The organism is Mariniflexile fucanivorans (assembly GCF_004341235.1).
GTDB lineage: Bacteria > Bacteroidota > Bacteroidia > Flavobacteriales > Flavobacteriaceae > Mariniflexile > Mariniflexile fucanivorans.
This window is the reverse complement of record NZ_SLUP01000009.1, coordinates 1-12906: the sequence shown is the minus strand read 5'-3', so window position 1 is coordinate 12906 and position 12906 is coordinate 1. Positions and strand designations below refer to the sequence as shown.

15 protein-coding genes are annotated in these 12906 nt (G+C 32.4%); 6 read left to right on the top strand and 9 right to left on the bottom strand.

Annotated elements, in window-relative coordinates; translation table 11 throughout:
• The first annotated feature begins 79 nt into the window (after positions 1-79).
• Positions 80-934, top strand: a complete 855-nt coding sequence (locus tag EV196_RS16635) for an OmpA family protein (protein ID WP_132218909.1) — start codon at positions 80-82, stop codon at positions 932-934.
• Positions 921-2330, top strand: a complete 1410-nt coding sequence (locus tag EV196_RS16630; RefSeq protein WP_132218908.1) for a T9SS type B sorting domain-containing protein — start codon at positions 921-923, stop codon at positions 2328-2330. Before EV196_RS16635 ends, EV196_RS16630 begins: the two co-directional genes overlap by 14 nt.
• Before the next feature lie 67 nt (positions 2331-2397).
• Here EV196_RS16630 and EV196_RS16625 read toward each other — a convergent pair whose 3' ends face one another.
• From EV196_RS16625 to pdxA, 7 genes are all read right to left on the bottom strand, one after another.
• A complete protein-coding gene (locus EV196_RS16625; protein ID WP_132218907.1) occupies positions 2398-2841 on the bottom strand; it encodes a GNAT family N-acetyltransferase in 444 nt (147 codons plus the stop codon).
• A 111-nt stretch (positions 2842-2952) separates the two neighbouring features.
• Complete coding sequence (gene accC, locus EV196_RS16620; protein ID WP_132218906.1) at positions 2953-4305, bottom strand: acetyl-CoA carboxylase biotin carboxylase subunit; 1353 nt, start codon at positions 4303-4305, stop codon at positions 2953-2955.
• 82 nt (positions 4306-4387) lie between these two features.
• Positions 4388-4873: an acetyl-CoA carboxylase biotin carboxyl carrier protein gene (accB, locus tag EV196_RS16615; protein WP_132218905.1), complete on the bottom strand. Its 486-nt coding sequence runs from the start codon at positions 4871-4873 to the stop codon at positions 4388-4390.
• A gap of 23 nt (positions 4874-4896) precedes the next feature.
• Positions 4897-5898, bottom strand: coding sequence for a beta-ketoacyl-ACP synthase III (locus EV196_RS16610; RefSeq protein ID WP_132218904.1), 1002 nt, complete (start codon positions 5896-5898; stop codon positions 4897-4899).
• 181 nt (positions 5899-6079) lie between these two features.
• Entirely contained in the window at positions 6080-6283 is a 204-nt protein-coding gene (rpmF, locus tag EV196_RS16605; RefSeq protein ID WP_069829108.1) for a 50S ribosomal protein L32, read from the bottom strand.
• A 9-nt stretch (positions 6284-6292) separates the two neighbouring features.
• Positions 6293-6832 carry a YceD family protein gene (locus EV196_RS16600; RefSeq protein WP_132218903.1) on the bottom strand — a complete coding sequence of 180 codons (540 nt, stop codon included), beginning with the start codon at positions 6830-6832 and terminating at the stop codon, positions 6293-6295.
• Between the two features lie 73 nt (positions 6833-6905).
• Positions 6906-7952 (bottom strand): 4-hydroxythreonine-4-phosphate dehydrogenase PdxA, encoded by a 1047-nt coding sequence (gene pdxA / locus EV196_RS16595; protein ID WP_132218902.1) that lies wholly within the window; start codon positions 7950-7952, stop codon positions 6906-6908.
• 105 nt (positions 7953-8057) lie between these two features.
• On the opposite strand from pdxA, the gene EV196_RS16590 reads away from it, so the two are divergent.
• The gene (locus tag EV196_RS16590) at positions 8058-8654 is read left to right on the top strand and encodes a riboflavin synthase (RefSeq protein WP_132218901.1); all 597 of its coding nucleotides are present in this window, start codon (positions 8058-8060) and stop codon (positions 8652-8654) included.
• Here the strand turns inward: EV196_RS16590 and EV196_RS16585 are convergent.
• Together EV196_RS16585 and EV196_RS16580 are read right to left on the bottom strand one after the other, a co-directional pair.
• Positions 8651-8863, bottom strand: a complete 213-nt coding sequence (locus EV196_RS16585; RefSeq protein ID WP_132218900.1) for a PID-CTERM protein-sorting domain-containing protein — start codon at positions 8861-8863, stop codon at positions 8651-8653. The two genes, EV196_RS16590 and EV196_RS16585, sit on opposite strands and share 4 nt — an antisense overlap.
• A 325-nt stretch (positions 8864-9188) precedes the next feature.
• Positions 9189-9572, bottom strand: coding sequence for a hypothetical protein (locus tag EV196_RS16580; protein ID WP_132218899.1), 384 nt, complete (start codon positions 9570-9572; stop codon positions 9189-9191).
• Between the two features lie 88 nt (positions 9573-9660).
• On the opposite strand from EV196_RS16580, the gene xerA reads away from it, so the two are divergent.
• From xerA to EV196_RS16565, 3 genes are all read left to right on the top strand, one after another.
• Positions 9661-10791: a site-specific tyrosine recombinase/integron integrase gene (xerA, locus tag EV196_RS16575; RefSeq protein ID WP_132218898.1), complete on the top strand. Its 1131-nt coding sequence runs from the start codon at positions 9661-9663 to the stop codon at positions 10789-10791.
• Positions 10792-11322: 531 nt separating this feature from the next.
• Complete coding sequence (locus EV196_RS16570) at positions 11323-11901, top strand: outer membrane protein (RefSeq protein WP_132218897.1); 579 nt, start codon at positions 11323-11325, stop codon at positions 11899-11901.
• Between the two features lie 286 nt (positions 11902-12187).
• Complete coding sequence (locus EV196_RS16565) at positions 12188-12685, top strand: hypothetical protein (RefSeq protein ID WP_132218896.1); 498 nt, start codon at positions 12188-12190, stop codon at positions 12683-12685.
• The last annotated feature ends 221 nt before the right edge of the window (positions 12686-12906 follow it).

The window sequence follows — 12906 nt, the reverse complement described above, 5'->3', positions numbered from 1 at the left end:
CGTTAAACTTAAAAACACCATTGCTTTTACCGCAATTCATTTAAAATAGTATATTTATAGTCAGTTCTATTGTCCTACTATGAAAAAACTGCTTGTTTTATTATTAATAACGCTTCATGCACCTTTTGTTTTTTCGCAAAAAGAATTAACACATGAAGTTTATTTTGATACTGACAAATACGATATTCCATCCACTGAAGAAAGTCGCCTATTGCTTTTTATTTCAAACTTAGCCGATATTGACATTGAGTCCATTTCCATTTTTGGTTTTTGTGATGATATTGGTGCCGATTCTTATAACTTAAAACTATCACAACAACGTGCCGACGCTATTAAAACCGTATTTTCTAACAATGAAATTAGCGAAGATTTGATAACCAATGTAGATGGAAAAGGTGAAATTTTATTAAAAATTGTTGAAGAAAAAAATATTATAAAAATTAGAGGTTTAAACCGAAAAGTTGAAATTATAGTAAAGCCAAAACCACCAAAAATTGTTGAAGTTAAAGAAGAAATAAAAGTTGAAGAACCCAAAAAGAAAGATGCAGAGGAACTTTTAAAAGGCGACCTTAAAATAGGTGATAAAATAGTTTTTGATACCATTTTGTTTAAAACCGGTTATAGCCAAATAATGCCCGAATCTAAAAAAACACTGGAAGCTATTGCCAAGGCTTTAGTAGAACGAAAGGATATTTATTTCACTATTCAAGGTCATGTATGTTGCACACAAAATAGTAGAGATGCTGTTGATAGAAAAACCAAACTTCGCAACCTATCGGAAGCGCGCGCAGAATATATTTATGATTATTTCGCTAAAAAAGGTGTTGATAAAAAACGCATGCGCCATTTAGGGATGCGCCGAAAATTTCCGCTGGGTGGCGATCCAAAATTTGACCGTCGGGTAGAAATTGTTATTACCTATGTGGGTAAATAAAACATACATATTCAACATTTTTTTATTCCTATCTAGTTACACTGGTTTCACTCAAAACACCTTAATTCCTGATGCTAATTTCGAACAAGCTCTTATAGATTTAAGCTATGATTCTGGACCAATAAATGGTTTTGTGCCAACCACCAATATTAATAATGTAACCTATTTAGATGTTTCATTAAAAAATATTTCAGACTTAACAGGCATTGAAGATTTTATCAATTTAACCTTTTTGGATTGTTCTGAAAACCTACTTAGCAATTTAAATATTTCTCAAAACACCAAGCTGTCACAATTATTCTGTAGTGATAACCAATTAGCAACAATTGATGTTTCAAATCTAATTGATTTAAATATTTTTTGGTGTGCTAAAAATCAATTAACGCTCTTAAATGTTTCGCAAAACACCAAGTTAATATCTCTAGTTTGCGACACCAATCAGTTATCAACTTTAAATGTTTCCAAAAACACAAATCTGGGTGTTCTTATTTGCGAAAACAACCAAATATCAAGTATAGATATTACTCAAAACACACTACTAAGTCGCTTTGAGTGTGGAAATAATTCAATTTCAAATCTAGATATTTCTAAAAATTTGAGCTTAGTTTTCTTTTCGTGTGAAAACAATCAACTATCCATTTTAAATACTGAAATTAACAACGCTTTATCGACTGTAAATTGTAGTAATAACACGCTTGGTGAATTGGATTTTTCTAAAAATTCTAATCTAACAAGTTTAGATTGCAGTAGTAACCAATTATGCAGATTGAACCTAAAAAACGGAAATAATAATAACGCCCATGTAAATTTTAGCAACAATATAAATTTAAATTGTGTGGTTGTTGATACCCCTACAAACACTCCAATAAATTGGATACCTGCTGGGTTTTTAAATTATGTAACAGTACAAAATCAATGCAGTAATTTTATAAATATAGATAGCTTAAATAATGTAATTACAAACACGCCTTACATATTACCTAGCCTTATATATGGAAACTATTTCACGCAATCCGATGGCACAGGAACACCTTTATTTACTGGAGATGTGATCACAAATTCGCAAACTATTTATATTTATAATACATCAATTTGTGCTACTAATGAAAGCTACTTTAATGTTTTAATTGTTACTGAAGATTATTACATTCCAAAATATTTTACACCCAACAACGATGGAATACACGATTTTTGGAAGGTTGAAGACTTTAATAACTCCATTAAAAACGTTGCTATTTTTAACCGTTACGGAAAGCTTTTAAAATACCTGCCTGCAAATTCATTAAGCTGGAACGGTACTTTTAATGGAAAACTATTGGAATCCAATGATTATTGGTACGCCATTACTTTAAATACTGGAGAAACTATTAAAGGACATTTTACTTTAAAACGGTGAAACAAGTAGCAACCTGAGTTTGTCCTGAGTGCCGTCAAAAAGCTGAATTTAATAAAATCATGGTGTTTTACTGCTTAATCATAGCAATATGCGGAATATTATCTTCTAAATATTCCTCTCCAATTTCCTTAAAACCACAATTATTATAAAAGGATTTTAAATGTGCTTGCGCGGAAATTTTAATTTTGTGCTCTTTAAAACGGGTTTCAATAGCTTCTATGGAAACCTTCATAATATCGTAACCATACTTAAAAGCACGTTCATTTTTAGATACCACAACGCGACCTATACAAGCAAATTCCAAATAATCGCCTGGTTTAAAAATGCGGGTATAAGCTATTATTTTATCGTTCTTAAAGCCTAAAACATGTAGTGCCTTTTCATCTTTTCCATCAATATCCTGATAAACACAATCTTGTTCTACTACAAAAACTTCACTTCGTAATTGTAAAATGCTGTAGAGTTCTTGAAGGCTTAATTCTGAAAAGGTTTTAACTATTATATTTAACATGTTAATTTATTATTTTTCGTCATGGAAGCTTAGTATATGAATAACCCACCTTTTGTTTTTTCCATAAAATATCAAAAAAAACTCCAAAATTGCTTTCGGAGTCTTCATTATTTATTCTTCAACTTGTTTTTCTATAACAAAATCTTCCATAAACTTCGTGGTATAATTTCCAGCTAAATAATCGGGATGATCCATTAATTGTCTGTGGAACGGAATGGTTGTTTTTACACCTTCAATAACGAATTCATCTAAAGCGCGTTTCATTTTATTGATGGCTTCTTCTCTGGTTTGCGCTGTTGTAATTAACTTGGCAATCATAGAATCGTAATTTGGCGGAATGGTATAACCTGCATACACATGGGTATCTAAACGAACGCCGTGACCTCCTGGCGCATGCAACGTTGTGATGGTTCCTGGTGATGGGCGGAAGCCGTTAAACGGATCTTCAGCATTGATACGGCACTCTATGGAATGCAATTTCGGCAAATAGTTTTTACCAGAAATTGGCACGCCAGCAGCGACAAGAATTTGTTCGCGAATTAAATCGAAATCGATAACTTGTTCTGTAATTGGATGTTCTACTTGAATACGGGTATTCATCTCCATGAAGTAGAAGTTGCGGTGCTTATCTACTAAAAATTCGATAGTTCCTGCGCCTTCGTACTTAATATATTCTGCGGCTTTTACAGCGGCGGCTCCCATTTTTTCTCGAAGTTCATCGGTCATAAATGGTGAAGGGGTTTCCTCAGTTAGTTTTTGATGACGACGTTGAATGGAACAATCTCTTTCAGATAAATGACAGGCTCTACCTGTAGAATCGCCCACAATTTGAATTTCAATATGTCTTGGTTCTTCAATAAGTTTTTCCATGTACATATCGTCATTTCCAAAAGCAGCTTTACTTTCTTGACGAGCCGAATCCCAAGCGTCTTTAAGCTGTTCTGGTTTAAAAACACCTCGCATGCCTTTTCCACCGCCACCAGCTGATGCCTTAAGCATTACTGGATATCCTGTAGCTTTAGCTATTTTTTGACATTCTTCGAAGGTTTCAATAACGCCTTCACTACCCGGAACACATGGAACGCCTGCAGCAATCATAGTCGATTTTGCATTGGCTTTGTCGCCCATTCTATCAATCATTTCTGGAGAAGCACCTATGAATTTTATTCCGTGCTCTTCACAAATTTTTGAAAATTTGGCGTTTTCAGATAAAAATCCGTAACCTGGATGTATCGCATCTGCATTTGTAATTTCTGCAGCCGATATAATATTAGACATTTTTAAATAAGAAAGCGCACTTGATGGCGGACCTATACAAACAGCTTCATCGGCAAACTTAACGTGTAAGCTTTCCGCATCGGCAGTCGAGTAAACTGCCACTGTTTTAATGCCCATTTCTTTGCAGGTTCTAATAACACGCAGTGCTATTTCTCCTCTATTGGCTATTAATACTTTTTTAAACATAAATTCTTCAAATTTTCAATAATCAAAAAACAAATTCCAAAAAATATCATTGGAGTTTGGAAATTGAAAATTGGGATTTATATTAAGATGGATCTACCAAAAATAATGGTTGATCGAATTCAACTGGTGAAGAATCGTCAACTAATATTTTAACAATTTTTCCTGAAACTTCAGATTCAATTTCATTGAATAATTTCATAGCTTCAATAATACAAAGCACATCGCCTTCTGCAATGGTTTGTCCTACCTCAACAAATAAAGGTTTATCTGGTGATGGTTTTCTATAGAAAGTTCCTATAATTGGTGATTTAATGGTAATAAACTTTGAGTTTTCTGCTGCAGGTGCTGCAGGTGTAGAAGCTTGAGCTACAGGTTGTGCTTCAGCTAATGGTGCCGCAGCTTGCATTTGTGGCATTTGCGGTGCTACAGGTGCATATTGTATTGCTGTAGCATCCGGATCTGATCCTGTTTTAATGGTGATTTTAATATCATCCATTTCTAATTTAACCTCACTTGCCCCTGATTTGGCAACAAACTTGATTAAGTTTTGAATTTCTTTAATATCCATAATCTTTACTAATTAGTTAATGGTTAGTTTACTGAATTATACGCCCATTTTAAGTAAATGGCGCCCCAACTGAATCCGCCTCCAAAAGCGGCAAAAATTACTTTATCTCCTTTTTTAAGTTGTGATTCATAGTCATTTAATAATAACGGTAACGTTGCAGATGTTGTATTACCATATTTATGAATATTAATCATCACTTTTTCTTCTTCTAATTCGATGCGTTGTGCTATCGCATCGATAATGCGTTTGTTAGCTTGATGTGCCGCTAACCAATTTACGTCTTCTATTGTTAAATTATTACGTTCTAATATTTTAAAAGTGGCGTCTGCCATATTAAACACGGCATTTTTAAATACTGTTTTGCCTTCTTGAAAAGCGTATTGACCACCTTTCTCCAAAATTTCTGGCGTTAAAGCATATGATGAGCCTCCGTATGTTGCTTGTAAAAACTCTCTACCCGTACCATCACTTCTTAGGTATTCATCTTGAAAACCTAAACCTTCATCATTAGGCTCGAACAAAACGGCACCAGCGCCATCACCAAAGATAATACAAGTGGCCCTATCTTTATAATTAATAATGGAAGACATTTTGTCGGCTCCAATTAACAAGACATTTTTATAACGTCCAGACTCAATATAACTAGTTGCTACAGACATTCCATAAAGAAAACCTGAACAAGCAGCATCCATATCAAATGAAAATGCATTGGTGGCACCAATTTCGGTAGCTGTAAAAGAAGCTGTTGAAGCTGCTTTCATATCTGGTGTTGCCGTTGCAACTATAACTAGTTCTATGGTTTTTGGGTCAATTCCTTTTTTATCGATAAGGTCTTGGGCTGCTTTAATAGCTAGGTAAGAAGTTCCTTTGCCTTCTTCCTTAAGAATTCTACGCTCTTTGATCCCCGTTCTGGAAGTTATCCATTCATCATTAGTATCAACCAAAGTTTCAAGAATTTGATTGGTTAATACGTATTCTGGCACATAAGCACCAACAGCGGTTATAGCTGCTGAGATTTTTCCCATAACTTTTTAGTTAGATTGATCAAAAAATCATTAAAATTGAACAAAAACACTTAATATTTTGTGAAAACTACTAAAATTTGACGAAACATTATGCAAATTACGTGTTTTTGTCTTTTAGAAAAAGCATATCATAAAAAAAAACGCTCACATGTGAGCGTTTTATTATATGCGTGCATAATAATTATGCTACGTTTTCTACAGCTTCAGAATTGTCAATTAAAACTTGACCTCTGTAATAAAGTTTTCCTTCATGCCAGTGCGCTCTGTGGTACAAGTGTGCTTCACCTGTTGTTGGGCAAGTAGCAATCTGTGGCGCAGTTGCTTTGTAATGTGTTCTTCTTTTATCTCTTCTTGTTTTCGAGATTTTTCTCTTAGGATGTGCCATTTTTTATGTTTATTTATCCGTTAATAGTTTCTTTAATGTATTCCAACGAGGATCAATATCCTCTTCAGTTTCTTTTTCTTCTTTAAGCTTTGGGCTTAATTCTTCTAGTTTTTTAAGTATTTCAGAATCTAAAGTGCCATCTTCAACTCCTGGATGTATGCGCTTAATGGGTACTGATAGCACAATTAATTCGTAAATGTATTGTTGAACGTTCACTTCATATGTTCCGTGAGGTACAATAAGTATGTCGTCAAACTCGTCATTATATTCATCTCCAAATTTCACCACTAAATCAAACTCATTTTCTATGGTTTGATTGTAAGGTTCGTTTGTTACATCGCAATTAACATTTACAAATCCTGAAATTTTAAAGTTTAATTCCAATAAAGTTGACTTTTTATCTAATATAAGATTGACATCAACATTTACATCATTAAACTCTTCATACTCAAAATATTCAAAGAACGTTTGCTCTATTTTATACTCAAATTGATGTTTTCCAATCTTTAATCCTACAAAGGGGATTGTAAACTCTTTCAGTGGCTTCATTATCACATCTATTTTGAGCCTGCAAATATATAAATTTTTATTTAAGCAACATGACTTATAAACATTTTTTTGTTTACATCTTTCTATTTGATTTTTTTAAAGGATTTTCTGTAATTTCCTCATAATCAAATCTATTTTTAAATATTTGTAGTGCTGTAAAAACGGCTTCTTTAAAAGAGTTGGCATCGGCTTCTCCTTTTCCTGCAATTTCATAAGCAGTTCCATGGTCTGGCGATGTTCTAATTTTATTTAGGCCTGCGGTAAAATTAACACCTTGGCCAAACGACAAGGTTTTAAAGGGAATAAGCCCTTGATCGTGATAGGTTGCTACTATAGCATCAAAATTCTTGTAATTATTAGAACCAAAAAAGCTATCGGCAGCATACGGGCCGTACACTAATTTACCTTCTTCTTTTAGTTTTTGAAGTGTTGGACGCAAAATGGTGTCGTCTTCATTACCAATTACGCCATTATCGCCCGTATGCGGATTGATGCCTAAAACCGCAATTTTTGGTCTTACAATACTAAAATCTTTTAGAAGGGAATTATAAACGGCATTTATTTTTTTAATTATCAAGGTTTCTGAAAGATGTTCAACAATATCTTTTACAGGTACATGATCGGTTAATAAACCAACTCTAAGCGAATCGGTTACCATAAACATTAAACTTTCACCTTCTAACTGTTGTGCTAAATAATCGGTATGACCCGGAAATTTAAATGCTTCAGATTGTATGTTATGCTTATTAATAGGTGCTGTAACCAAAACATCTACATGCCCTTCTTTAAGTGCATTTGCTGCAGACTGCAATGATTTAATGGCGTACTCTCCTATTTTAATCTCTTCTTTACCAAATTCAATATTTACGGGTTCATTCCAACAATTAAACACATTAACCTTCCCAAAAACGAGTTGATTTAAATTATTAATACTATTAAAATTGATTTCTGAATTAAAATGTGTTTTAAAAAAATTCATGACTTTTGACGAAGCAAAAATTACGGGCGTACAAAATTCCAACATTCTAGAATCTTCAAATGTTTTTAAAACAATTTCGCCTCCAATGCCATTTAAATCACCTATTGATATGCCAACTACTATATTTTCCGATTTCTTCATTAAGAATGACAACTTTTGTTTGTAATTTTGATTTTTGTTCCAAATAAACACCTCTTTTGAAATTCATTTGGAATCGCAAATTTAGTTAAATAAACAAACAATATTATGTTTACTGGAATAATTGAAGCCATTGGAACCATTTCAAATTTAAAAAGCGAACAAGACAACCTTCACATCACTGTAAAAAGTGGTATTACCCCCGAGTTAAAGATAGACCAAAGTATGGCACATAACGGGGTTTGCTTAACGGTGGTTAATGTTAATAACGATGAATATACGGTTACTGCCATAAAAGAAACCTTAAATAAAACCAATTTAGGTTTACTGGAAATTGGAAGTCAAGTGAATTTGGAACGTGCCATGAAATTGGGTGAAAGGCTTGATGGCCATATGGTGCAAGGACATGTAGACCAAACAGCTGTATGTACCGATGTTAAAGAAACTAATGGGAGTTGGGAGTTTACTTTTAGTTATGACGCCTCACTTAATAATATTACCATTGAAAAAGGCTCTATTACTATAAATGGCACTAGTTTAACGGTGGTAAACTCTAAAAAAGATAGTTTTAGTGTTGCTATTATACCCTACACGTATCACAACACAAATTTTAACACTTTTAAAATAGGAACGGTAGTAAATTTAGAATTTGATGTTTTAGGAAAATATGTGTCTAGGCTTTTAGAACTAAGAAATACTATTTAACAACTGTTGTCTTTACTAAACAAAAGTTTTTTGGCTCCGTAAAATAAGCCTACACAAACACCAATAAGTACACCTCCATCAATAGGAAGTCCAACAGGAATGGGCCCTCCCTTTGGCGTTGGTGGACCACCTCCAACTTGGGCAACACAAACACAACTTATTAGTACAAATAAGATTGAGGCAACTATTTTTTTGTTTTGTATTATCATTGGGGCAAATGTATAAAAAAAAATAAGCGAACAAAATAAACACACTAAATACAGCACTAAAACATCTTTGAAATACTAAAAATGATCGATAAAACGCATTTGTTTGGCTGTTTTATTCAGTATTTTAAACGCTACCATTCAAAAAAAAGTATTTAACATAAAAAATTCTCTTATTATTTTCGAACAAAACAAAGATATATAAAATAGTATAAAATAATTGATTTATGCCCGTCTTTAAATAATACTGTTATTATTTTTAAAATAAGCCCATTGAATAATAGAATTTCTTGAAAGCGTTTTAAAAATATGTAAGAGTATTTCAACTTTATGCTTTTTCCATATAATCTTGCCAAGTAACCAATATATATTTGTCTTTTCCTAATTCTGTTTTTTTAAGGAATCCGTATTCAAAAACAAACAGATATACATCACCTTTGGTATTTTTCCAATAATGTGTGAAAAAATTGGGATTAAACCCCAGCTCTTTTAAAACTTCAGTTCTTATGGTAACCTTACCACCTTTATTAAATTCCTTAAGTATTTTTCTATTCAGTTTCAGTTGGTTGTCTACCTTATTATAAAAGCGTTCTGGGTTTTGTTTTTCTTTTTGGTATTGATACCCGCTTTTACATTGTGGATCACAAAATTTCTTGTCTGTTCTTCCCGTTAGTTCTTTACCACAATACAAACATTCCTTATAAATTCTCATAAAATTAAATTTAGTCGTATTTTATACGCATCTTATCCGCATAAGGTACGATTAATTGATTTACTTAGATTAGTTTGCATAAAAAAACATGTATAAAGGCAGAAGCATTACGTTAAAACATCTTTTAATTAAAGAAAAGCGCTATATAGGTTTACAATTTAATACAGATAAGGTTATACATGCCCTTGTTAAGCAATTGCCAGATGTAAAATGGAGCAATACTTTTAACATGGCTTACATTTTAAATAGCAAAGAAAACCTTAATGAGATTTTCAAGATATTTAATGAAGTTGCTTGGGTAAATTGCAATCATTTTTCTGATAAAATCAATACAAAAGAATATAATGATGTTATTGATATTACATGGTTTAGAAAAAGGGAACTTCCTGCCAATTACAGGGTTTGTCCTACTAATTATTTAGATAAATTAGAATTAAAGAAATATGCCAATAATACGGTAAGATCGTATGTATCTGCTTTTGAAACGTTTATTAATTATTACCAAGCTAAAGAGTTAATAGCAATTAATGAAGGTGATGTTAGGAACTACATATTAAAACTAGTGCAGGAAGATAAATCGAATTCGTATATAAATACGGCTATTAATAGTATCAAATTTTATTACGAATCGGTTCTTGGAATGCCAAATAGGTTTTATCAAATTGAAAGGCCCAGAAAAGAAAAGAAATTACCAAAAGTACTTTCAAAGGAAGACGTTATGAGTATTATAGCCCATACAAATAACATAAAACATAAGTGTATAGTTAGTCTTTTATATTCATCGGGAATACGGAGAAATGAGTTAGTGAATTTAAAGATTACTGATATTGACAGCAAAAGAATGTTGATACGTGTGGAAGCTGCAAAAGGCAATAAGGATCGTTATACGTTACTTTCTCACTCCTTGTTGAAAGATTTACGAGACTATTACAAACAATATAAACCAGAAAAATACATTATTGAGGGCATGTACGGCATGCAGTATTCTGGTCAAAGTATTTGTAAAATAGTATTAAACTCAGCCGAAAAAGCAGGAATAAGAATTCCCGTAACACCGCATATGCTGCGGCATAGTTTTGCGACCCACTTACTGGAAGCAGGTGTAGATTTAAGACAAATTCAGGTTTTATTGGGGCATAGTTCTACCAAGACCACCGAAATTTACACGCATGTTGCAACCACCACTTTTAAAAAAATAATAAATCCGCTAGACATGTAAAAAAATATAAAAGATATATTGAACATATGTTCAATATATCTTAAATTGGCAGTATAATAAACATAATGTTTATTATAACATTGTTAGCGCACATTCTCATAAAGCACTCTAAAATCAAAAAAATCCCAAAAAGTGGTTTAAAACGTTCCTTAAAATATTGCCTTTTAAAAAATCGGACTTTTGCCAATCTAAACGCAACGGTTGCGAACGACTGACTTTCTAAACGGCAAATCTGAACCTGGATAAAAGAAAAAAGCTCCGCTAAATATCGCAAACGCAACGGTTGCGGGAAAATTAAAAATTAGTCACGGCATATTTTTGCGCTTTAAAATGAAAAAATGTAAGAAAAAAGTAAACGTGCGCTAACACCGTATATAGAAAATTGCTTACTTTTAGCCTTACCAATGTGAGTTGCTTTGTTTGCTTGCTTATGATTTTCCTTCGGAAAATCCTCGCACACAAACACGCAACTTTCCATATACATAAACGTTAGGCAACATTAAAAACAACAACCCTTAATCAAAACATTGAATGAAAACAAATTACACATTAGTATTACTATTTTTTATATCATTAACAACATTTTCACAAAACAAAAGATTTAGCTTAGAAGTCAATTACCCTTTGGCAATGTCTAACGGATTTGAAAATCTTTCAGGAATTATAGATGCGAGCATTAATTATAGATTTGCCAAGAGTGAATTATTCAACTATGGTGCATCTGTAACTTTCGACTATTTAAAGGGAGACCTTCGTTTTAGTAATCAAGACTTGAATAGGAATTTCTTTTTCTATCATGTTGACGGATTCACTGAAATGACTATTCCTTCTGCAGAAAAACTACATCCATTTGCAGGAGCAGGATTTACCTATCTGGATTATGATTATCAATACCTTAGTGGCACTAATGAATTTCCAACAATTAAAACACGAAAAGAAAAAGATTTAGGTTTTAATATAAAATTAGGAGTCCAATATGATTTCACTAATAGTCTATTTATTCAAGCATATTTTCATTCTATACGGACTTTCAATAAGTCAGATTTTAACAACGAAACTATTGGGGTGAATTACAATCAGCTAAAATTTGGTCTTGGAATTAGGATTTAAAAAACGTTGCCTAACATTGTATAAAAATAATGCGTAAGTTTATTTCTAAATCAAGAGTTAGTGCTTGTTTGCTTGCATCTGATTTTCCTTCGGAAAATCCTCGCACTCAAACTACGCACTATTCTTATACGTAACCGTTGTGCATAATGTGAGAAAGCTACTTCTAATAATATTATTTACTTCACAATTATCATTTTCCCAAGCCGAAAAAGATGATTACAAATTGTATTCTATAATATTATCCGACATTCTCGAATTTGGAAAAACATCAAAGAAAGATTCGATTTTGTTAATTGAAAAATATGAGAATCAATTTAAAAAATCGGACTATGAGATTTTTGACCCAAAATACGATTCTGTCACAAAATTGGATTATAGTTTTGTAAGTATTTATAAAGACACCGTTTTTCTGAAAAGACTACTTAAAGAACAGATTTTAAAAAAAATTATTGTTGACCTGACATCGGACTTTAAAAATTATCCTAAAATTAAAACTGATTTATTAAACATAAACAATCTATTTATCCAACCAATTTCTTCAGAGAAATTTTCATCTTTCTTTGGGAAAAAAGGTTGGCGAAAGAATAGTTGGAAAAGAATAAATAGAAAATACGGAATTGGACAAGTTGTTGAGCTTTCCAAAATTCATTATGAAAAAAATTTGGCATCGGTTTATTTTGGAGTTCGTTGCGGTGGACTTTGTGGAAATGGCGGATTTGTGATATTTGAAAAAATAAATGGACAATGGGAAATTCTAACGACCATCAATATGTGGGAATCTTAAAAAAACACTATGCACAACATTGTATAAAAATAATGCGTAAGTTTATTCCTTAGTCAAAAGTTAGTGCTTGTTTGCTTGCATCTGATTTTCCTTCGGAAAATCCTCGCACTCAAACTACGCACTATTCAAGAACTGTGTTAAAAACCAAATGAAAAACAGTTTATTTTTAAACAATATTCTTCTATTACATTTTCACCCTAGAATAAAAATATATTGAAATA